The following is a 21,936-nucleotide window of genomic DNA, read 5'->3' on the forward strand; positions in this document are numbered from 1 at the left end:
ACTATATAGCTTAAACCCGGATCCGGTTCAGTAATCCATGATGGCAAAAGAATATCGGAGTGGCAACGACATTCTCTACGAGTGTTAGGAGGGCATTGAAAATGGATTATCCGGAAACAAGGGTGGTAAGACACCGAGATTTGAGTCCGAATGTGAATGGAAATGGAGAAGTGAAGCCGATGGAGTGGACGAAAGCGTGTCCGTACTTTGAGGTGAAGGGGAAAAGGTGGGAAAAGCATAGAAAAGAAATCATCTCACAAAAGTGAGATGATTTCTTTCAGTATTAATTAAAATCCCCAATAAAACGCATTTTTTTATTATAATTATGTCCTGATATCGGTTCAAAGTTACCTCTAAGAAAAAGTCCATTATAACGACCTCCCCAACCCCAATTTATAAAATAATAAGCCTTAGTAATATATGGATAAGTAGTCATTCGATCAGCTTCATAATCCATAGTGCACCTAAACACTTGCGTAATTTCAATTCCATGAATATAAAAGGCATGTGCATTATCAGCATCACGCAATCCACTAGCATATACAGGAGACCCTTTTATTAACTGCCTCCAGATATTCATAACATCGTCTCCATTATCACAGTCAATAAACTTAGCATTTTTATATCCATATTGTTTAAAAGCTGCTAAGGCGTCACTATCATATGCGCCTGACCCAGAACAATCATATTGCATTTTTACTTTTGTACCTATATCTTTCATGAGAACTTGCGTTGCATAAGCTCCCTGAGTGTTAGGCATCGCCGCCCAATTAAACGAAGTTGGCAATTGATAATTACGCATAATTTGAGCCATAGCTACCGCTACACAACCCACAGGTGGTCTTCCATTGGAATAAGTACTACACCCCATATTATCTAACAGATCATTATACCCCACACCTTGATCCCAATTAGTATGAATAATTGCCGGTACAAAATAGAAATATGGTTCTAAGTCATCCCCATCATATGCGCAAAACCTTACATCAGATTGTCCTTTATTACACGCACCCCATTCACCAAGAGGTAATTCTCCCAAAGCCCTAGTTCTTGTTTTCGAATCAATAGCAAGACCGTTCTCTAAAAAGTTTGTGACATTATATTTCCTAATCGAATCTACTAAAAAAGCATATCCGTCCATCCAACTTGCCACACCTTCTGGCATTTCTACATTATCATCTATAGGAAATGAACTATCCTCAGAATATGCCAATATTTCATTGACTCGCTTATCTGCCGAAATAACAAGAAATCCTCCCCCTTCATAATTTACTACATACATTTCTGGCAAACCTGATTTTTTTTTCAAAGAATATATACTTGCTATATTTTTTTTTCCAATCTTACTCCTTGTCTTTAAATTAGTAAATTCATAAGTAGTAGCTATGCTTTTAGCATTTTTCAGAGAAACAAAGTTACTATCAACTCTGCTCGTAGCATCATCTCTTTGAACATCATAATCATTGTTACATGACGATAACAAGAAAATGATAAATAATCCCATAAAAGGAAACAATGTCTTTTTTTTCATACTGCACGTATTTAAAGTTCATGCTTGCAATTTAATAAATAAAAATAAATTAAACAAATATTCACTACAATACTATTAAAAAAGAAGTGGACATAGCAATATAGTACATAAGTATTCCCCATTTTCAAAACAAAAGTAAAGCAAACAATAAAACTCAGTATACTTTCATTATTATATCCACCTGAATTGAAATGTTCAAAGTCCCCATTTTGAAGAGAAAGCCCCCAAGTGCACATATAAAACTATAATACGAAAAAGCATACCCATAACTACGAAAGTAATTAAACAAAATATACTACCAAAGATACGTGTACGAAGTGGCAACGGTATTCTCTGCAGGTACTAGTGAGAGTATTAAAGATAGATTATTCAAAAGCACAGATCATAGGACACATGGATTTGAGTCCGGATGTGAACAGAAATGGGGAGGTGGAGTCAATGGAGGACGAAGGAGTGTCCGCGCTTTGAGGTAAAGGAGGAAAGGTGGGATAAAATAAACCCCGGAAGCTAAAAAACTTTCGGGGTTCATTTTATAAAAACAAATGATTCTTATTCTTCTTGAAGAGAGAAGTTCTTAACTTCAAACGTAGAAGCACAAGTTGCATCACTCGTATACTTAATAGCTATGCGAATAACCTTATCATTATACTTGCTGAAATCAGCTTCCATTGGAATGAAGGTAAAGCTATTGGGCCATGTTGCAAATTCCAATTTTTCCCAAGTAGCAGTAGTCACATCATTAGTATAATCTGTGGAAACGCAAACACTAATATAGTCTTCCGCTTTTGCTCCATACAGATAATTTAGACCAGCTTCAAATCTTAATACAGGAGTCAAAGCACCCTTCAAATTGATTTCCGGAATAAGCAACCAACTTTCAGTAGTCTTATTACCACCCAAATATCCAGTAGCTTTCCAACCATATTTGGCATCGAGAATCCAAACATAGTCTTTTCCGCCCAACTCAACATCTTGAATTGTACATCCACCTTCATCACCAATAAAGGTATTTGCATAGTATACTCTCGCTTCGTTCCATACACCATTCGCTTTGATAAATAACATCGTGGTAGGCATAACCTTAGCAGTTTCCATCCAAGTAGCACCGTCATAAACGAACTCGGTTGCGGAGATTGCCTGGCTACTGCTGCTATAATAAACCACAGCTACAGTCAAGTCTGCCTGAGCATACGGATAAGCATTCTTCAGATAAATCGGCAAAGTTTCTCCCGGTTTGCTGACATAGGTAGCTCCCATCTTTGCATAATCAGCAGGTTGCAATACAGCAACAGTGACATCCGGAGTGGTGTATTCTTTCCAAGTGCTGGTTGCTGCGTCATACCGGTATACAGCAGAAGTGTTGTATTTGGCAGCAGCACGCGTAGAGGCGAACATCATAGCAGAAGCCGTTTCCACCTCATTTTCAGGCACTTCCTTATACAGATAAACATCTGCATAATAACCATTCTTAGGCTCTGTAACACTTATATTTTTAATCTCTATAGTAGGGGCACACGCCGAAGTACTCTTATATGCAAATGCAAGGCGTACTTTCTTTCCAACGTAGTCTTTCAAATCAATTGCACCGGAATTAACAAAAGTCCAGTTCTTACCTTCCGACCATGTAGCGTTCAGAGTAGCCCAAGTGGCAGTCGTAACGTTATCTACATAATCAGCAGAAATCTTAGCTTCAATAAAATCAGCCCGATTATTGCCATTCAGGAAATTAATGGCAGCATCGAATGAAAGTGACGGAGTAGTAGCACCGGACAAATCAATTTCGGTAGAAACCAACCAACTTTCAGTAGGATTATTCACCCCACCGGCAAAAGCCGAAGCTTTCCAATAATTATTCTGTGAATCGTATTTCCATGCATAAGTGACGCCTTCCAACTTGATATTTTGGAAGGTGAAATCCCCATCACTTCCCTTCATCGACGCATTCAGATAGATGCCGAATGTAGAAGGCGGATAACAACCATAAGAATAAGAACCGTTATATTCATTCAATTTCACGGTCTTCTTCTTTTCAACATTCACGATAGAAGTTGTACCATCTGCATTTTGAGAGAACTTCCAGTCACCACCAACTGCCGGAAGAGTACCCAGATTAAAGCTATTATATGTTCCTGACAGATAAATAAACTTTTCATCCGGACGTTGCAGAGAATATCCAGTTGCGGTAGGAGTAACAGTCAATACATAATTTGAAACATCGCTACTGATCAAGCCATCAGTAACAGTTACAGCAGTACCAGCCATATAGCCATAGGATTTTGTTTCATCCTGAAGTCTTCCAAAAGGAATAAGTTTTCCTTCTTTATCAGGAGCCACAAACACATAATTACCTCCCTCAGCCGCCATTCCTGATACTTTCTGATAAACATTCGGAATTACACCGCCGCCGCCAATACTCGGCTCTGTCTCAGAATAGGCATAGTTGACCATACGCATAGCGCCATCGGCAGGATTCTCTACAGCCTGTTTTAGGAGGGCAGGAATTTTACTAACTGTAGACGGAGACAGGAATGAAGCAGAAACAGTCTCACCCCATACCGTTTTATAGTCACCGGAAGTAAGTTCATAAGTAGAAATACCATTGAAATCAGTCAGATATTCTGGCAATTTTTCAGCGTTATTGAAAGTCACCGTCACTTTCGACTCATCACTCAAATAGGGATAAAGACTTTCAAGATAAGCAGGCAAATACCATGACGCTGGTGCGGTTTCCGTAAAATATTTGTTTGAGCCCATAGCTTCCAAGGCTGCTGGGAAGTTTATTCCTTCAGGATCTTCCTTAGACGCTGCAAGTTTAATATTACTCTCAAGTCCGGCCACTTTCTTATAGTCACCGTCTGCCAGGCTCAACTCAACATTCTGCACATCCTTAGGAATGGCAAGTTCGTCATAGCCAGGAAAGTTATCTTTGTTGTAGTCGCAACTTGCCAAAAACAGCAAAGATGCACACATGCTAAATACTATATTTTTTTTCATAATCTGTCTTGGTTTAGAAATTGAACTTCAATCTTACAGAATAGGTACGACCGAAACCATAAAGTACACGCGTAGCACTCTCCCAATCGTGGGTACTACCATCACGAGCATCTGCAATGTATTCCTGATCGAGGACATTGTTTACATTTCCACTCAGAGTAGCACGTATTTTTCCAAAATCAAATGTATAGCCTGCACTTAAATCGAATGTGCTATAGGATGGAATCTTCCAAGGACTACCAATTACATAAGGCTCATTTTGCGTTGCAACGTTGGCATTGATATCATAATCGGCAAAGTTACGTGAGAAGAAGTTCCAGTCTACTCCCAAACGCAGACCTTTCATCGGACGTACACCTAAGCCTAAAGCAGCTGTAGTCTGTGCCGAACCACCCACAGAAACATTATCCATATCAATCTTATATTGATACTGTTCTGCATTTGCCATATCAGTCACTACATCACCACGAGTATTTTGCAACATTTGACCTTGTGAGTCAAACAGGTATCCGGAAGCTACACCGCCCCAACGCCAGTCGCCCCAAGAAAACATACCCGTAATATCCAACCAATTCAAAGGTTTGGCTACAAAATCAAATTCCACACCCCAGTGGTCAGCATTAGCACCGGTCATGTTCATCGCCCAACGCAAACCGTCGGCTGTCGTACCACTATCGTAAAGGGCTTTATCCATCCAACGAGTATAGTAACCATTCAAATTAGCAGTGAAAAAACGGCTGCGGTAACCATATCCTAACTCGAACGACATAATTTTTTCGTTCTTGGCATCCGGGTTACGGTCATGTGAAGTCTGTGAATTGATGAAAGAAGTATCAAACATCGGCGCACGGTTAATGTAACCTGCATTCACGAAAACATTATGATTTTCGGTCAAGTTATAGTTAGCACCTCCCTTGATGTTTCCACCCAGATAATTCTTGGTTGAAGACTTAGCCTTATCTTTACTATAATACATGCGGTCATAACGCCAATAGCCGGTATTTGAAGCACCACCGGAAATAAAGGCACTCAACTTATCCTGATTGTATTCCAACTGTGCAAATACACCTTCATACATAACGAAGCCATCATAATCACGACGCAACACATCGCCCACATTCAATTTCTGATTTATATAAGCAGAGTTGCCACCCACGGCCGGATTATTTTCTGCCGTAACATTCTTTCTATTGTAAGAATCAATAAAATAAGTACCGCCAAAAAGGTCTGTCAGAATATCCTGGTGCAAGCCTTTGTAATAACGAAAATCAATACCTCCATAGAAATCAAAATTTTCACCGAATTTTGTAGTATATGTAGAGAGTAAGCCATACCAGAGATGGTTGTTCATCATCTTACTCATTACCATTTTGGAACCGTTAGTACTTTCGGCATTCATTGTTTCAACAGCATCATAGTCAAAAGTTCCATCCGGACGACGGAATTGCGTATTTACCAAACCGTTTGTAGAACCATACCATGAGTTAGCATAGGTGCTGTCACCCGTACCTCTATAGCCGTCGCCACGACCGATAGATACATAAAGAGCAGTACTTAAACTTGATTTCTGGTCAATCTGCCACAAGTGATTCAAAGAAATCTGTGGTTTGTGATAAGAGTTTCTAGAAGAGTTATAAGACTGTCCGTGGCGATAGCCAAAAGTAGAGTTATACTTATAAGGACTATCTTCGCCCATATACTGTTTTACACGCTGCCATTCTTTAATGGATAAACCATTCTGATTGCTGCGCTGGTTATGCCACTGAGGAGCACCAAAAGCGGTCAAAGACAACTGGTGGTTGTCATTAAAGCGTTTAGCAATACTAACGAACCAAGTATATCCTTCAAACTCTGTACCTTGTATATATCCGTCACCCCAAGTCTTGGCTCCCAGCAAGGAGAATGCCCACCCGTCTTTAGACAAACCGGAAGAAAGATTAAACAGAATTTTGTTATAACCATCATTACCCATAGCGTAGGAAACAGAACCACCCTTCTTAGCTTCGGTAGTTTTAGTAATAATATTAATAGAACCACCTACTGCCGGAGAAGCAACCTTGGCAGCACCCAAACCACGTTGTACCTGAATGCTCCGGGTAACATCGGACAAACCTGACCAGTTTGACCAATATACCTTGTTATTCTCCATACCGTTCATGGGCACACCATTAACCATCATAGCAGAGTTTTCACTCTTGAAACCACGAATATTAATCTTACTATCCCCAAAGCCACCACCGTCTTTAGTAGCATATATACCCGGAGTAGATTTCAAGATTTCAGGAAATTCCTGTGTACCTAATTTTTCTTCTATAAAAACCGGATCAATAGTAGATACGGCTACTGGAGTTTTACGGGCAACTGCTATAGACGAAGTAATCGTAACGTCCGCCAGCATCACAGCATCCGGTTCCATCTTGATAGTACCCAAATCAACAGAAGCACCCTTCTGTGTTATTTTCTTCTTGAGGTCTTTGAAACCTACATACTTGAACACCAATGTCCCACCTTGAGCAACACTTTGCTTAAAATAACCATCAATGTCAGTCACAGTTCCTTGTGAAGTGCCTTCTACCATAACAGCAGCGCCCACTAACGGCTCGCCTGTTTCCGAGTCAACAAGCTGCCCCCTCACTGTAGTCTGGGCAAATGCCGCAGCACTGAATACAGACAGCACAGCCACTAACAGGAAATGAATTAGATGTTTTTTCATACTTCTGTTTTTTGTTAATTAAAAGTGTTAATTAATTATTAAATACTGTTTTAAGACGCAAATATAATTAATAAGATTTAGATTTGTATTACATTTCTGCTACAAAATTTCAGAGTAGATAGGAGTTATTGAGACTTTTTATAACAATAAAGCCCTACAAGTTTTTTGCAGGGCTTTCTATTTGTCATCAAAATATAATTTATACTATCAGATTCTCACTGTTATCAGTCATTCATCAGCTTTCTATAACGAACACGGGTAGGTTCTTCTTTTCCTAAACGTTTCTGTTTATTTTCCTCATATTCTGAATAAGAACCTTCGAAATAGAAGACATTGGAGTCTCCTTCGAACGCAAGAATGTGAGTACAAATACGATCGAGGAACCAACGGTCGTGACTGATGATTACAGCACATCCGGCAAAATCTTCAAGACCTTCTTCAAGAGCACGAAGGGTATTTACATCTATGTCATTGGTAGGTTCGTCCAGCAAGAGTACGTTGCCTTCCTCTTTCAATGCCATAGCAAGATGCAGGCGATTGCGTTCACCACCGGAAAGTACGCCGCAGAGTTTTTCCTGATCGCCACCGGAGAAATTGAAACGCGAAAGATACGCACGGGCATTAATATCGCGACCGCCCATACGAATCAGCTCCGTACCACCGGAGATTATCTGATAAACACTCTTGTTCGGATCAATATCACTATGCTGCTGGTCTACATAAGCCACCTTTACGGTCTCTCCTACTTCAAACTCACCTTTATCTACAGTTTCCAATCCCATAATCAGACGGAACAGCGTAGTTTTACCGGCACCGTTAGGACCGATAACACCAACGATACCATTGGGGGGAAGCATGAAGTTGAGATCATCGAACAGTAACTTATCACCATAGGCCTTAGCCACATGTTTCGCTTCGATAACTTTATTACCAAGACGCGGACCATTGGGAATGAAGATTTCCAGTTTCTCTTCCTTCTCCTTGATGTCTTCGTTCATCAATTTATCGTAAGAGTTCAAACGTGCTTTTCCTTTTGCCTGACGTGCCTTAGGGGCCATGCGTACCCAATCCAACTCACGTTCCAATGTTTTACGGCGCTTACTGGCTGTCTTTTCCTCCATTTCCATACGCTTGGTCTTCTGCTCCAGCCAGCTGGAGTAGTTACCCTTCCAAGGAATACCTTCACCACGGTCTAATTCAAGAATCCAGCCTGCTACATGATCAAGGAAATAACGGTCGTGAGTAACAGCAATTACTGTACCTTCGTATTGTTGTAAATGTTGCTCCAACCAATCGATAGATTCAGCATCAAGGTGGTTGGTAGGCTCATCCAGCAACAGTACGTCAGGCTTCTGCAACAGCAGGCGACAGAGTGCCACACGACGGCGTTCACCTCCAGAAAGATGTTCCACGCTTGCATCTTCGGGCGGGCAACGAAGGGCATCCATAGCACGCTCTAATTTACTATCCAGATTCCAGGCATCAGTTGCATCGATAATATCCTGCAACTCTCCCTGACGTGCAAATAGCTTGTCCATCTTATCAGCATCCTCGTAGTATTCAGGCAAACCAAACTTCTGATTGATCTCTTCATACTCAGTCAATGCATCTACAATGGGCTGCACACCTTCCATTACAATCTCTTTTACAGTTTTTGTAGGATCCAGATAAGGCTCCTGAGCCAGATAGCCTACTGAGTAACCCGGTGAAAATACCACTTCGCCCTGATAAGACTTGTCCAACCCGGCGATAATCTTCAGCAAGGTAGATTTACCGGAACCATTCAAACCGATGATACCGATCTTTGCGCCATAGAAGAACGAAAGATAGATGTTCTTCAACACCTGTTTATTGTTCTGCTGAATGGTCTTGTTCAGCCCTACCATAGAAAAGATAATCTTTTTATCGTCAACTGTTGCCATAAAGTTTTAAGTGTATTATATTAATAATGTATTTACTTTAATACTATGCAGCGCTCTTTGCAATCTGCCACAAAACTTTGGCAAAGATAAGAAAAAAAGAGAAATCCTTTTGCTTTTTCAAAAAATGTCTCTATCTTTGCGCCCGCTTAACAGCGATAAAGGTCTGATTCGCTAGCTCAGCAGGTAGAGCACAACACTTTTAATGTTGGGGTCCTGGGTTCGAGCCCCAGGCGGATCACTTTTAAGAGATTGAAAATCAAGCGGTTATCTAGAACAGATAATCGTTTTTTTCTTTATATACACTATATTTTGCTACGTTTGTGTAAACCAGTGTGTAAACCGGAAAACCGAATGAGCGAAACAATTAAAATGCTGTGTTACAAATCAAAAACTCTTAGTAATGGTGAACATCCTCTGATGCTATGCGTCTGTAAAGACCGCAAAAGAAAGTTTCAAAGTCTTGGTATATCCATAAAAGCGGAATTATGGGACTTTAAGACAAACCAACCAAAGGACAAATGTCCGAATCGTGAAAGAATAGCCGTTTGGAAAATCCAGTGTAAGCTGCCCCCTAAAACCAAGCGATTCTGCCCCCTTGTGCTAAAATAATCCTACCCCCTTGATTCCAATATAAAAATACCCCTGCTTAGCAATGCCCGGCAGGGGATTTTTCGTAGATTTGATTCCCGTCTTGACCGGTGGGATAAAATCATTTCTACTATGACAACAAAGATAGCAAACATCCTCCAATGTTACGCATTGGGGATGGGGATAAAGCAGATAAGCAGGAGCTTTGAGCTTTCCCGCAACACGGTGCGCAGATATGTGCGCCTGTTTCAAGAGTGTGGTATACCGATAAAGGAGTTGGCCGCCATGCCTTCCGCTCGCATCCAGGAAATGTTCTCTGAAGGTGTTGGCCGTAACAGGGAACCGTCACAACGCCAGCTTGAGCTTGAGGCACTCCTTCCTGAGTATGCTGCCCGGCTTAGCCGCCGAGGCGTAACAGTGAAAACCCTGTACGAAGAGTACCGCGAGACCCATCCTGACGGATACAGACATGCCAGTTTCGGCAACTATCTCATGCGTTACCGTATGGTGACACATGTCGTAGGCCATGTCGAGCATTATGCCGGAGACCAGATGTATATCGACTTCGCCGGTGACAAACTGGAAGTCGTTGACAGTGAAAGCGGTGAATGTCGCAGCGTTGAAGTGTTCGTGGCCATACTTCCGTGCAGCCACTATACCTATTGTGAGGCGGTCTGGTCCCAGTCAAGGCAGGACTTGATTAAGGCGTGTGAGAACGCGCTTCATTTTTACGGCGGGGTTCCGATGGCGATCGTACCAGACAACCTCAAATCGGCGGTAACCCGCAGCGACCGTAACGAGCCGGTAATCAACGAGGAGTTTGCGGCATTTGCCGAACACTACGGATGTACCGTATACCCCACACGGGTACGTCATCCAAAGGACAAGGCCTTGGTGGAGAATGCCGTGAAGCTGCTTTACCGATCCGTCTACGCTGACATCGAGGGTCTTGTATTCCACTCGCTGGAGTCTCTGAATGCGGCCATATCCGAATCGCTCTCGGCCTTCAACGGACGCAGGATGAGCGGGCGTCCCCAGTCCAGACGGGAACAGTTCGAGCAGATTGAGTCCGACTGCCTCCGCCCGCTTCCCGCCATACGCCATCAGATGAAAGAGCGACGCTCCGCAACAGTAATGCGTAACGGCTATGTCACCTTCAGGCTTCACCATTACAGCGTACCGAAAGAGTATATAGGCAAACGTGTCGAGATTGTCTATGATGCGGACACGCTGGAAATATATCATGGCCTGCGTCTGGTGACCACACACCAGCGCGATGACACGCCATACTCCTATACGACCAAGGATGCCCACGGACTGCCCGGACGTCATGGAAGTTATGAAAAGGATCTGGAACAGATTTACGAACGGGCCGGCCAGACAGATAACGTCCTGCGGCTGTATCTGCGCAAGGTGGCGGAACTCAAGAAGTATCCTCCCGCGGCGTTCCGTTCATGCAGAGGCATCATGGCGTTGGAGAAGACCTTCGGGCTGGAACGGTTGGTGGCGGCAAGCGCATGCGCCACGCAACTGCGCCTATACGGATATCAGGAGATAAGGCGGATCCTTGAACGCGGGGATGATGCAGACTTCCTGTCAAAAGACGACATCGACGATGAGGTCCCCGTAACATCTATCCACAAAAACATCCGCGGAGCAGCCTACTTCGCACAATTAAAACATTTAAATAGAGACAACAATGGAAACAAATAATCTTACCGCACCGATAGCTGTCGAAAAAGACCGCAACACGTTGACAATCGAACTGATGAACCGTATGAAGCTGCACGGCATGGCCGCCGCCTTCACTGAAAGCCTGACCTCCACTATGGCAGAAACAATGACAATCGACTCTTTCCTGCACATGTTACTTGCCAGGGAATGGGACTACCGTGCCAATGCAGCCATCCAACGCCTTATACGCGGGGCGGCGTTCCGCTACAAGGCCTGCCTCGAGCAGATAGACTATGCAATCCCGCGTGGCCTTGACCGCAATCAGATGGAGCGGCTTGCATCGCTGGAGTTCATCCGCAAGGGACAGAACCTCTTCATCACAGGGTCATCCGGTACCGGGAAGAGCTTCCTTGCCACAGCAATGGGGTATGAAGCCTGCAAGAAGGGCATACGGACATATTATGCGAATGCTCCGAAACTTATGGGTACGCTTAAGGTGGCAAAAGTAAAAGGCACACTGGAATCGGAACTCAAGAGAATCGAACGGAGCACGCTGCTCATATTGGATGACCTCTTCCTTGTGAACCTTGATGCCAAGGAACGCCCCATCCTGCTCGATATAATAGAGGACCGACATGGGCGCAAGTCCATCATCATCACCTCGCAACTGCCAACGGACAATTGGTATGATGCAATCGGAGACCCTACAGTAGCAGATGCCATTATGGATCGTATTATACATACGGCGCACCGGATTGAGCTGACAGGAGAAAGTGTCCGTAAAATGGCTGCATACAGAGGGAAATAAACTAAAATAATAATAACCCCATCGGTCAAGACTTTTTAAGGGGGCATTGTTGAATGTTTTAAGGGGGTAGAATCGCTTGGTTTTAGGGGGCAGCTTACACTGGATTTTCCAACATAGGTACACCGGAATTCGCAGACACACCTGCACCCACAAACATAACGAGCTTACCCTGTTTACTTGCTTCTTGTATATGCAATATATTTGACAATTGTATATTTTCCATATGAAAATAAGATATTAATTATATGAATCTGTTTAACTCTTCTACCAACAAATAAACAGTAGTGGAAGACTCTTGTTGTGCCGGGTTATTCCCATCAAATTGTTTCATGATAGTTTTAGCATGATTAATAGCTTGTTCTTGTTTAGGGAATAAAGCATTAAACATTTTAAAGCTTACACCCGACTTCTTTGTATAAGCAAATCCGAGCAAAGTACTCAACATTTTTTCATATCTGGAACGATGCAAAGCCCCTTGATACAGATTAAAGTGAAGTAAGAACCAAAATTCAAAGGCCTGATTACTATAAGCCACCTCAAAACCATTTTGGCGTGCTAATAGTATAGCAGAGTTAAAGTCATTTTCTGGAAAATCATCTTTGTCAAAGACCACCCAATTCTGATTGTATGTCCTTCCTTTTTGCCTTTCCTGCTCTTTTATATTGATAGCTTTCTGTACTAATGCTAATGTTCCCATGCCTTGACCGATAGCTTTCACATTGGCAGAAGTCAAGCGGAAAGCATTAAAATAGTCCGGCTCAGTATTAACCCCTTCGCAAATAATCAGAAATGTTTGTTTCACTTCACGCACACCACTGATACGGGTTATTTTTCTTTCGATACGCGGATTTATATTTTTCCTTTTTGTAGCCGCCATAGTTTATTTTTCTTGCGTATTAAACAAACGGGTTAAATCTCCGACAATTGGAATAGCTCCGTACTTTCCGGATAAGTAATCTTTTTCAAACGAAGCATCATTACGAACTTTATACTCTGCTAATGAATAAAGTTCGGTTGCCCCATAACGGTCTTTTTGTGTGAACCAAATCTGATCCCGTCGGAATATATTAGCACTCAACAAATTAGTATCGTGAGTAGTGAAAATCAATTGAGCATTTTTCGGATTTGTTTCTTTTGAATTAAACAAGGCAATAATTCTACACGTAAGAAGTGGATGCATCTTAGAATCAAATTCATCTATAATCAGACGCTTTCCATTATCCAAAGCATCAATAATAGGATATGCTAAAGAAAAATACTTTATTGTACCTTCCGATTCATTTTTCCTGAATGGGAAAGTAACAGCTTTGACTTCATTACCTTCATCATCGTACTGCGTATGCGTACTGACAATAGTATTATCAATTTTTTCAATATTCTCAATACCTAAATCAGCATAGCGTGAAAACTCTACAATTCTCTGTTTCATTTTGATGTCATCCAGTTGGATAGTGGCGGTATTCCATATCTTCTCATCATTAGAACCAGAAATAATAGTGGTATCGTTCAACCATTTCATTATCTCCACTGCTGTCGGATCATTAAATTGTGCCGCAACAGAAAGCAATAATGCATTCGCTCTCACCATTCGTTTACCTGCAAGCTCTTTACCAACGACAAACTTGGTATGAATATCGAAGCTATCTTTTTCCCGGTAGAATAGTTCCACCTCCTTAGCCCTCTTTTTATTAACTTTTTGATAGAGCCATTCCGAATGTACCAAAGAATTATCAGCTTCAAATCCATAACGATATTGATTATCTTCATCACAGAATATGGCTTCAAAATAACTTGGTTCACCCGCAGTAAGCGAGTTTAACCGGAAACTTTCTATATTAACACGTTCCCCTGCCTGAATATCTTTCGACGAATTTATCACATACCACTTAAAAAACTCAAAAGCCTTAATGAAATTGGATTTACCGGATGCATTGGCACCATAAACCACCGCACTCTTCATTAACGATAATCCGGCAGTCCCTACACTAAAGATTATATCTTCAGCCGGAACCTGTACTTCTTTCAAAGCCGATGCCGCTAATGACAATATAGATTGTTCTTTGAAAGATAGAAAATTTCCTATTGTAAATTGAATAACCATACTTTAATTGCTTTATTCGAGATTTTATCACAAATATAGCTTTTATTTTTCAAAAAAGGACACCTGTCAGATGAATTATATTATTTTATGCCTAACAACATGTATTCCTACTTTCATTTTCAAATTTTCGGCAGTATTTACCTGTTACTGCCAAAACTTTGAAAAAATATCCCATCCTATCATCACGACAGTACGGGATACACACACAACGTCAGGTTATCGGCTAAATCTGCTTAAATGGAAATTACAACAACCTAAATATCTTCTGTTACTTCGTTCTCACCATCGGACAACATACCATCCTCTGTACGTTCATCTTCCTTACATTCTTTCGTTTTGCCTTTCCCTACATTCTCCCCATCGAAATACCTCCGTATAAACTCGTGCAAGTCCTTCTCCCTATAATACGTCTTATGCAGGATCGTATGATACTTCAACCCATTATCCCTATACCGTTGCAGTGTCCGTTTGCTGATGTTCAGCAGCAGGCAAACCTCCTGGTTATCGTACAGCCGTTCCCCGTTCAGGTAATTTTGCGGCTTCTTGTCCTTCTTGTCCAGTGCACCTACAACTCTTTCCACTTGTTCGAGCAACCGTTCCATATACGCCTCGAATGTTTCTTTATCCAATGGTATCATAAGCCCGCCTGTTTTAAGTTCCCGATGATATAATAACTCTGGTTCGACGGGTCTTTCCGTATGATTTCCTTTTCCCGCATGAACTTGATATAACTTTTCGCCGTGCGTTCCTTCACGTCCAGTATCGCTTGAATCTGTTCCGCCAAATCCACATAAGTAATAAAGTCCTGCCGTCCGAAAATATCCCGTGCCACCGCCACGAGTTCATCCTCTTTCCGCTTCTCCTTTTCCTCTTTCGGCTTTTCCCCCAGATACACGTGCATCCCGGCATCCTTATCCCATGCAAACTGCATGATAGGCACATCCAGCGGGCTACCGTCACGCACCTTCAGCGCCTTCACCACCGACACCGACGGATCAGTATCTTTCTCTATCGAGAGGATAGCCGCCGCCTTTCGTTGCAACTCACTACCCAGATGCCCGCGCAACTTCAGCCCCGAAGGAATAAAATGCAGGATAGTAACGATACAAGTATTGTAAATCCCCGCCAGCCGGTACAATTCCTCCACCACGGCAATACTTTCCGTTTCATCATTCGCACCCTTTATCAAGTCCGCAATCCCGTCAATCACCACCATGTGAATCCCCCGGAACTGATAATGAAACTTATCCATGCTTTGGATAATCGCCTGCAAACGCTCTTTCCGGCTCATTCCCGTCAGGCAATACGCTTTCAGGTATTCCGGCATCGTTTCCCGTCCGCAACGCCTTAAAAGGTTTGTAATGTTCTTGTACGTCTGCACCTCCGACTGTTCCGTATCATAAAACAGAATCGCCTTTCGCTTGCTGTTTTCACAAACCGACACCCCCAACGTATCCATCACCTTATCCTTATTCTTATCGGATTGTCCGATGGCACCGGCTATCAATGCCGTCACATAATTACTTTTTCCGGTTCCCTCACCACCGGTAATACAGAGGATATTCCCTTGCGTGCTTAACGGCACATCATTCACCGACACAACCATTTGTGCCACGGGCGGCGGATTATTAAAATCCACCTCACAAGATTTCAGAGCAGACATAGTTTCGCTGTATATTGTATCCAGATAATCCAGAAATAGTTTAATCAAATCCTCCCGGCTGTTTCCCAAACGGAAAAAGTCCGAAATATCCTTTTCCACCTTCGTTCCCGCCAGTGGCAGCAACAATCGTTTCACCCCATAGTTCTTCAACGCCAGTTCTTGTTTTGCCAAACTGTCCAGCCCCGCTTTATCCACATCATAGAGCAGGACAATATGTTTGAACCGGAAAGAGAGCCTATGAATAATCCCCACGGGAATAGTCACCGTTTCCGAATTGAAGCAGATAGCATGAAACCCGTGAACCGTCAGGCTCATCACGTCCTTCTCACCACCCGTAATAAAGAGCAAATCCCCCTTAGCAGGCAACTGTTCCAGCCCAAAGCAGTAATTTTCCCCAAAATCCCCGGCATATAAAAAGCGCATCTCCGAGTGCGGGCGGTACACCTTCACATATTGCTTTGCAGTATATCCGAATACCGGTTCTTTATCCGTCGCCACAATGCTGAACGGTTTCCCTTCGTTATTCTCGCTGCTGAACTTCTTCAACGAAACCACCCGGAACAATTTCAGCACCTCTTGCGTGATACCACTTTCTCCCCAAAAGGCAAGTTCCGCAGCCGTAAAGCTCTTTTTTCGGTACATGTGTAACTTCCGCAATCACCGGAACAGATGTAGTAGAGGAAATTCTCATTTCGGACTTGTCAGATAAGCCCAAGTGCATATCCCGATCAATGATAGCCAGTATTTGCACAAAGTCTTTAGGTTCTTTACAATTCAGTCCGTTTAGCTTGCCGACCAACGCAAAACAGTCCCCCGAATAATCATCATTTCCGAAATCCTTCATTTTGTACATTCCGTTTCTCCGGTCAAAATACACATTACACGAAGCCTTGCTATCTTTGTACAGCGGATTTAAGAAATTACGTCCGAGTTTAAAAGAGAAAGGGATATAATACTTGAAAACCGCCAACCCCTTATCCGTTAGCAGAAGAATATCCTCTTTATCCATTCTCGTTATCATTCAAGAAATAATTCCTCCGAAAATTCTCCCTATCCTGTGGTTTGCATTTGATGATGCGTTCATTCAGTCCCCGTTCTATTTCCGAAAGTTTATAAAGACACCGCCCTCTCAGCATAGAGTAACTTATCAGGTTTTCGTTTCTCAATCGTTGTAATGTGCGTGTACTTATATTCAGGGCATCCGCCACCTGATTAGTATCCAGCCACACCTCATTTTCCTCTTTGGGCATAACCTGTGCCTTTGCCACGAAGTCGGCAATTCGTTGAATTTTCCCGACAAGGTCTTTATACACCTTGCTATCCATTGTTATTACTTCCATATTACAGTTATCATTTTAATTTGCTGCAAAGTTCATCCAATAGTGCCGGAGCATTTGCCAACTTGTTACCAACTTGGCATAACTTTTTTTTCAATATCTGAATATGTAGCATAGCGGGAGGGAGGTACAGTGCAAGTCAGAATCTGGTGCAAGGTGCAAGCCTATACTTATATATATAGGCTCGCACCTTACACCGGAAAAATATTTTTATCTATTTAATACTCAAATAGTTTGGTAGATTAAAAGGAAAGTTGTAGTTTTGAACCCGGAAAGTTAAGCAGACACAACGGTGTCATAAGCAGACAAATCAACATTTTGGAAATCGTTACTAAATCGTTACGGTACGATTTTAGTAGTTTAGAAAGCATTTGTGTTTCAAACACATACAGCCATAAAGTGAAAATCCCAAGCGGATCACACAAAAGGAACTTTGAAAGTTCCTTTTTTTTATTCAAAGAAGGCTAAAGCATCTGATTGATATCTCCTTACAAATCAAAACACAAAGAAGACTTTAACTAAATAACTATATCTAAACCATTCGTTATGAAGAGAAAATTACTATTGCTGGCCCTTTTGGCCTTATCCTTATCTGCCGTTCAGGCTCAAACCAAACTCAAATGGAACGCTTTGTATTGGGCTATGGGTGTAGTGAACATGTCAGCAGAAACCAAACTTGCAGATAAGTGGACATTCAATGGAGATGCCGTATACTCACCCTGGAAAAGCATCGAGGGCAACCCTATGAGATTCGGCCAATTAATTGTAGAAGGCAGATATTACCCTAAAGGAGCATTCAACGGACTCTATGTAGGAGGATATGGCAGTTATCACAGACTGTTTAAATTCACAAAATGGAATTATATCAATCATGATAAATATCAAAAAGGCAATGGCATGTCTTTCGGAGCAACTTTAGGCTATCAAATTAAAATAAACGACCGTTGGGCAGTAGACCTTTTCGCAAGCTATGGATGGCAACATTCCAGATATAAAGGTTATATAAAATCTACCGGAGAAATGTATGTGGGCAAAAATGCCAGCGCCGAATGGTTACCCTACAAATTAGGTGCATCTTTTGTTTACCGACTGGTAAAATAATTCTAAATATCATTAAATAAGCACGTACCTGATTATCTTTATCAGTACATTTGATTGTTACCCATATATATAATCCATAAAATATAAGTATGTATGAAAGCAATCCGAATTATTTTTTCCTTATTGCTGATTATGGCAATCAGTATACCGACTCTTTCTGCACAAACTAAGAAAGAAAAGAAAGAGCTAAAGAAACAAGCGGTTGAAAAACTCATCACATCCGGGAAATATAAAATAGATGTGAACCGGGCACTTCCTGCAAGGGGACGGTCCGTGATGCTGACTTCTCCATATTCTGTAGAAATCAGAAACGATTCCATCATATCCCATCTACCTTATTATGGAAGGGCCTATTCAATTCCTTATGGTGGCGGAGAAGGGCTCAACTTCAAAGCTCCACTTACCGACTACAAGCTGGATTGGGATAAGAAAGGAACAGCAAAAATTAAATTCACGGCACGGAGCACGGAAGATAAATTCGATTTTGATATCGATATTTTTAGCAACGGCTCCTCTACCATATTCGTAAACATGCAAAACCGCCAGTCCATCAACTTTCAGGGAGAAGTAGATATGACGGAAAAAAAAATGGAAAAATAAGGTATATAACCTGCCAATGATTACCTTTCTGCAATGACATCCTAAATTTATGTACAAAGAATACCCACCATGCAGTCTGCTCTCCCCCTATATTGACAAATATTGGGAATTTAAAGGCAATCCTGAATATGGAATGCGCATCAACATACTTCCCGACGGATGCACGGATTTTATCTTCACCCTTGGAGAGGCTACACAGACGGTAGATGGCAGGCTAACCATGAAACCTTACCGTTCCTACTTCATTGGACCGATGAATAGTTACTCGGAACTGGTAGCTTATGCGGAAACCATTCATATGCTGGGAGTCCGTTTTCTACCTTCCGGATTATCACGTTTCATACAATTACCCCTGCACGAACTTACCAATCAAAGAATCTGTGCTGATGAAGTAACTAACTTCTTCGATGCCTCGTTTGCAGAAAGACTATGTGAAGAGGATAACTTTGGAGACAGAATAAAGATAATAGAAGAATTATTCATCAAGTCTTTATACAAATATGATCTACAGACGGACCCACAGATTGCGTTTGCCATAGAACAAATAAACCGTCATCAGGGAAAACTCCCGGTACAATCATTAGTGGAAGATATTTGTCTCTGCCAACGACAATTCGAACGTAAATTCAAAATGAATACAGGATATACTCCCAAAATATACAGCAGAATTATGCAATTCAAGAATGCGGTAGATTTATTGAGGAGTGCTACCTGCGATAACCTGTTATCTACTGCTGTTCATGCAGGATACTATGATGTCCCCCATCTTTCAAGAGAAATAAAAAGAATGTCAGGTAATACCCCCTACTCTTTTCTGGCCCTTCCTTCGCCGGAAGAAGAAGTCACGCTGACTTACGTAGAAGCGTAAATGTCGTTTTTATACAATGAAGGAATATCTCCGGCTACTTATATTTGCACCATTCAATTAACAAAACAGATTAAAAAGATGGAAACACTTGAAAAGAAAGCCGCAGAAATGCTTCAAAAGAGCGAAGTAGTAGTTCTTACCTCTATTAACCAAGAGGGATATCCCCGCCCTGTACCAATGAGTATGGTTAAAGCCGAAGGTATTTCAACCGTTTGGATGTCAACCGGAAACGACTCATGGAAAACAGTTGATTTTCGAAAGAATCCGAAAGGTGGTTTATGTTTCTATGCCCAGGGAGACAGTGTTTGCATGACCGGTGATGTAGAAGTTATCACAGATGCAGACATCAAACAAGAACTTTGGCAAGACTGGTTCATCAACCATTTTCCCGGCGGCCCGACTGACCCGAACTATGTCATATTAAAGTTCAAGGCTAACCATGCCACTTACTGGATAGAGGGAAAGTTCATCCACAGAAAAGTTTAATGAGTATTAAGCTGTGTTCAATAAAAAGATAATCTATCGGAAATTAACTCAATAAAGAATATAAATTCATATATTTGCGTTTACTATAAAACGAACTTATATATGAAAATCAAAACTTTATTATTCCTGTTTATCTGTCTCTCTTTAAGTGCCTGCAAGGATGATGACGATCCAAGTGGTAACAGTGATCGTCCTGATACGCAGGCATGGATAGAGGATACCATGCGCGAACATTACTATTGGTACAATGAAATACCGGTAGCCGGCAAGCTGAATTATGCGAATGATCCGGAAACTTTCTTTTATTCATTACTGTCTGATAAAGACGGGAAAGTTCGTGGAAGCAAACACCAATATTTCTCATATATCAAAGAACTCACAGGAGGAAATACGCGTAGTACGATAAATGAAGAGTATTCATACGGTTTTGAATTTACAGGTATTTATGCTGATAAAACACATCAGGACATACTTGCGCTCGTATTATATGTAGTGAAAGATTCGCCGGCTGATGATGCCGGATTGCAACGAGGCGACTGGATTACAAAAATCAATGATGCTCCAGTGACAGATGCTAATTTTGCATCATTATCCGGTGGCGAAGCCTGTTCATTAACAATAGCCAAATGGGACCCGGCAACAAAAAAGTTTGTGCTTCAGAATGAAAAAATAAATTTAGCATCAGCCCGGAAAGTTGAAGATGATCCGGTATATACATGGAATGTCATCGAAAGTCCGGTCAAAAATAAAAAAGTAGGTTATCTGCTTTACAACCATTTCACTGCAGGGAAAAGCGATGATGACACGTCTTACGACAACCATTTAAAATCTCTTTCAGGCTCTGACTTTAACGGAGTGGATGAATTTGTCTTGGATTTACGGTACAACAATGGTGGAGCATTATCTTCCGGTATCTTATTATGTACCATTCTCCAACCGGGAAATCAAGTTGGCAACAAATTAGGTTACCTACAATACAATGATAAACAAAAAAACAAAAAGGTCCAATTTAATACAAACAAGAGTTTGCTCGGATCAAACGGGAAAAACCTGAACCTAAAAACACTGTATGTATTAGTAAGTAGTTCCAGTGCATCCGCTTCGGAAATGGTGATCAACTCATTGGAACCTTTTATGAATGTTGTGGTAATTGGAGAAACAACTGTAGGTAAAAACGTCGGTTCACTGGAATATACAAGCGACGACAAAAAGTGGGAGATGCACCCTATTGTTTGTCAAATATACAATTCAGTAGACTTTACTGATTATGCTGATGGAATAGTGCCGGATGTACAACTTGACGAAGCATTCACATACGTTGATGCTCAAACTGTATCTCCCATTGAAATGTTTCCTTTAGGAGATCCGAATGAACACTTATTTAAAGCTGCCATAGACCTGATTGACGGAAAAAACACCCTCACCCGGAGTATAGATGCACCGGGCACAGTCGCTTACAAAAAGGTTCCCGGTAACTCAATAGACAGAAAAGCAACCGGCAGTGTGATTATTAACAAATAATCTGTAAATTTGCAGTCCGAAATTTACAG

Annotated in this window: 17 protein-coding genes, 1 tRNA gene and 3 pseudogenes; 11 read left to right on the top strand and 10 right to left on the bottom strand. The window is 41.6% G+C overall.

Annotation, left to right across the window (positions count from 1 at the left end; genetic code table 11):
• Positions 1 to 54 precede the first annotated feature (54 nt).
• Positions 55 to 266: pseudogene (locus BACINT_RS24205) on the top strand (hypothetical protein); the annotation flags it as partial.
• 17 nt (positions 267 to 283) lie between these two features.
• Here the strand turns inward: BACINT_RS24205 and BACINT_RS12110 are convergent.
• The gene (locus BACINT_RS12110; RefSeq protein ID WP_007663411.1) at positions 284 to 1,531 is read right to left on the bottom strand and encodes a C10 family peptidase; all 1,248 of its coding nucleotides are present in this window, start codon (positions 1,529 to 1,531) and stop codon (positions 284 to 286) included.
• A 300-nt stretch (positions 1,532 to 1,831) separates the two neighbouring features.
• On the opposite strand from BACINT_RS12110, the pseudogene BACINT_RS24560 reads away from it, so the two are divergent.
• Positions 1,832 to 2,042, top strand: a pseudogene (locus BACINT_RS24560) (N-acetylmuramoyl-L-alanine amidase); the annotation flags it as partial.
• A 38-nt stretch (positions 2,043 to 2,080) separates the two neighbouring features.
• Here the strand turns inward: BACINT_RS24560 and BACINT_RS12115 are convergent.
• The 3 genes from BACINT_RS12115 to ettA form a co-directional block, all read right to left on the bottom strand.
• Positions 2,081 to 4,525, bottom strand: a complete 2,445-nt coding sequence (locus BACINT_RS12115; protein WP_007663412.1) for a choice-of-anchor J domain-containing protein — start codon at positions 4,523 to 4,525, stop codon at positions 2,081 to 2,083.
• Positions 4,526 to 4,538: 13 nt separating this feature from the next.
• Positions 4,539 to 7,238 carry a TonB-dependent receptor gene (locus BACINT_RS12120; protein WP_007663413.1) on the bottom strand — a complete coding sequence of 900 codons (2,700 nt, stop codon included), beginning with the start codon at positions 7,236 to 7,238 and terminating at the stop codon, positions 4,539 to 4,541.
• 224 nt (positions 7,239 to 7,462) lie between these two features.
• Entirely contained in the window at positions 7,463 to 9,160 is a 1,698-nt protein-coding gene (gene ettA / locus BACINT_RS12125; protein ID WP_007663415.1) for an energy-dependent translational throttle protein EttA, read from the bottom strand.
• A 165-nt stretch (positions 9,161 to 9,325) separates the two neighbouring features.
• On the opposite strand from ettA, the gene BACINT_RS12130 reads away from it, so the two are divergent.
• From BACINT_RS12130 to istB, 4 genes and pseudogenes are all read left to right on the top strand, one after another.
• Positions 9,326 to 9,398, top strand: a tRNA-Lys gene (locus BACINT_RS12130).
• A gap of 113 nt (positions 9,399 to 9,511) precedes the next feature.
• Positions 9,512 to 9,700: pseudogene (locus BACINT_RS12135) on the top strand (Arm DNA-binding domain-containing protein); the annotation flags it as partial.
• 180 nt (positions 9,701 to 9,880) lie between these two features.
• The gene (gene istA / locus BACINT_RS12140) at positions 9,881 to 11,461 is read left to right on the top strand and encodes an IS21 family transposase (RefSeq protein WP_007663077.1); all 1,581 of its coding nucleotides are present in this window, start codon (positions 9,881 to 9,883) and stop codon (positions 11,459 to 11,461) included.
• Complete coding sequence (istB, locus tag BACINT_RS12145; protein WP_005824105.1) at positions 11,448 to 12,230, top strand: IS21-like element helper ATPase IstB; 783 nt, start codon at positions 11,448 to 11,450, stop codon at positions 12,228 to 12,230. The genes istA and istB overlap by 14 nt, the downstream gene beginning before the upstream one ends.
• Positions 12,231 to 12,471: 241 nt before the next feature.
• On the opposite strand, the gene BACINT_RS12150 is transcribed toward istB, so the two are convergent.
• The 6 genes from BACINT_RS12150 to BACINT_RS12170 form a co-directional block, all read right to left on the bottom strand.
• Complete coding sequence (locus BACINT_RS12150) at positions 12,472 to 13,107, bottom strand: RloB family protein (protein WP_005805535.1); 636 nt, start codon at positions 13,105 to 13,107, stop codon at positions 12,472 to 12,474.
• Positions 13,108 to 13,110: 3 nt separating this feature from the next.
• Positions 13,111 to 14,331 carry an AAA family ATPase gene (locus tag BACINT_RS12155; protein WP_007663422.1) on the bottom strand — a complete coding sequence of 407 codons (1,221 nt, stop codon included), beginning with the start codon at positions 14,329 to 14,331 and terminating at the stop codon, positions 13,111 to 13,113.
• A gap of 254 nt (positions 14,332 to 14,585) precedes the next feature.
• Positions 14,586 to 14,969, bottom strand: a complete 384-nt coding sequence (locus BACINT_RS12160) for a helix-turn-helix domain-containing protein (protein ID WP_007663424.1) — start codon at positions 14,967 to 14,969, stop codon at positions 14,586 to 14,588.
• Positions 14,966 to 16,579: a toprim domain-containing protein gene (locus tag BACINT_RS12165; RefSeq protein WP_374937240.1), complete on the bottom strand. Its 1,614-nt coding sequence runs from the start codon at positions 16,577 to 16,579 to the stop codon at positions 14,966 to 14,968. Before BACINT_RS12165 ends, BACINT_RS12160 begins: the two co-directional genes overlap by 4 nt.
• Positions 16,515 to 17,003 carry a hypothetical protein gene (locus BACINT_RS24830; protein ID WP_007663429.1) on the bottom strand — a complete coding sequence of 163 codons (489 nt, stop codon included), beginning with the start codon at positions 17,001 to 17,003 and terminating at the stop codon, positions 16,515 to 16,517. Before BACINT_RS24830 ends, BACINT_RS12165 begins: the two co-directional genes overlap by 65 nt.
• Complete coding sequence (locus BACINT_RS12170; protein WP_007663432.1) at positions 16,996 to 17,334, bottom strand: helix-turn-helix domain-containing protein; 339 nt, start codon at positions 17,332 to 17,334, stop codon at positions 16,996 to 16,998. The genes BACINT_RS24830 and BACINT_RS12170 overlap by 8 nt, the downstream gene beginning before the upstream one ends.
• A 543-nt stretch (positions 17,335 to 17,877) precedes the next feature.
• Between BACINT_RS12170 and BACINT_RS12175 the strand changes: the two genes are divergently transcribed.
• The 5 genes from BACINT_RS12175 (at position 17,878) to BACINT_RS12195 (ending at position 21,907) form a co-directional block, all read left to right on the top strand.
• Complete coding sequence (locus BACINT_RS12175) at positions 17,878 to 18,432, top strand: DUF3575 domain-containing protein (protein WP_007663436.1); 555 nt, start codon at positions 17,878 to 17,880, stop codon at positions 18,430 to 18,432.
• 93 nt (positions 18,433 to 18,525) lie between these two features.
• Positions 18,526 to 19,032 (top strand): DUF4251 domain-containing protein, encoded by a 507-nt coding sequence (locus BACINT_RS12180; RefSeq protein ID WP_007663439.1) that lies wholly within the window; start codon positions 18,526 to 18,528, stop codon positions 19,030 to 19,032.
• 49 nt (positions 19,033 to 19,081) lie between these two features.
• Positions 19,082 to 19,900, top strand: a complete 819-nt coding sequence (locus tag BACINT_RS12185) for an AraC family transcriptional regulator (RefSeq protein ID WP_007663441.1) — start codon at positions 19,082 to 19,084, stop codon at positions 19,898 to 19,900.
• Positions 19,901 to 19,978: 78 nt separating this feature from the next.
• Positions 19,979 to 20,386, top strand: a complete 408-nt coding sequence (locus BACINT_RS12190) for a pyridoxamine 5'-phosphate oxidase family protein (protein WP_021967793.1) — start codon at positions 19,979 to 19,981, stop codon at positions 20,384 to 20,386.
• A gap of 102 nt (positions 20,387 to 20,488) precedes the next feature.
• Positions 20,489 to 21,907: a S41 family peptidase gene (locus tag BACINT_RS12195; RefSeq protein ID WP_007663447.1), complete on the top strand. Its 1,419-nt coding sequence runs from the start codon at positions 20,489 to 20,491 to the stop codon at positions 21,905 to 21,907.
• The last annotated feature ends 29 nt before the right edge of the window (positions 21,908 to 21,936 follow it).

Source organism: Bacteroides intestinalis DSM 17393, from assembly GCF_000172175.1.
GTDB classification, from domain to species: Bacteria; Bacteroidota; Bacteroidia; order Bacteroidales; family Bacteroidaceae; genus Bacteroides; species Bacteroides intestinalis.

Coding starts and splice junctions, on each gene's coding strand:
- BACINT_RS12175 (WP_007663436.1), top strand. CDS start 17,878: ATGAAGAGAAAATTACTATTGCTGGCCCTTTTGGCCTTATCCTTATCT.
- BACINT_RS12190 (WP_021967793.1), top strand. CDS start 19,979: ATGGAAACACTTGAAAAGAAAGCCGCAGAAATGCTTCAAAAGAGCGAA.
- BACINT_RS12170 (WP_007663432.1), bottom strand. CDS start 17,334: ATGGAAGTAATAACAATGGATAGCAAGGTGTATAAAGACCTTGTCGGG.
- istA (WP_007663077.1), top strand. CDS start 9,881: ATGACAACAAAGATAGCAAACATCCTCCAATGTTACGCATTGGGGATG.
- BACINT_RS12155 (WP_007663422.1), bottom strand. CDS start 14,331: ATGGTTATTCAATTTACAATAGGAAATTTTCTATCTTTCAAAGAACAA.
- BACINT_RS12150 (WP_005805535.1), bottom strand. CDS start 13,107: ATGGCGGCTACAAAAAGGAAAAATATAAATCCGCGTATCGAAAGAAAA.
- ettA (WP_007663415.1), bottom strand. CDS start 9,160: ATGGCAACAGTTGACGATAAAAAGATTATCTTTTCTATGGTAGGGCTG.
- BACINT_RS12120 (WP_007663413.1), bottom strand. CDS start 7,238: ATGAAAAAACATCTAATTCATTTCCTGTTAGTGGCTGTGCTGTCTGTA.
- BACINT_RS24830 (WP_007663429.1), bottom strand. CDS start 17,003: ATGGATAAAGAGGATATTCTTCTGCTAACGGATAAGGGGTTGGCGGTT.
- BACINT_RS12195 (WP_007663447.1), top strand. CDS start 20,489: ATGAAAATCAAAACTTTATTATTCCTGTTTATCTGTCTCTCTTTAAGT.
- BACINT_RS12185 (WP_007663441.1), top strand. CDS start 19,082: ATGTACAAAGAATACCCACCATGCAGTCTGCTCTCCCCCTATATTGAC.
- istB (WP_005824105.1), top strand. CDS start 11,448: ATGGAAACAAATAATCTTACCGCACCGATAGCTGTCGAAAAAGACCGC.
- BACINT_RS12115 (WP_007663412.1), bottom strand. CDS start 4,525: ATGAAAAAAAATATAGTATTTAGCATGTGTGCATCTTTGCTGTTTTTG.
- BACINT_RS12160 (WP_007663424.1), bottom strand. CDS start 14,969: ATGATACCATTGGATAAAGAAACATTCGAGGCGTATATGGAACGGTTG.
- BACINT_RS12110 (WP_007663411.1), bottom strand. CDS start 1,531: ATGAAAAAAAAGACATTGTTTCCTTTTATGGGATTATTTATCATTTTC.
- BACINT_RS12180 (WP_007663439.1), top strand. CDS start 18,526: ATGAAAGCAATCCGAATTATTTTTTCCTTATTGCTGATTATGGCAATC.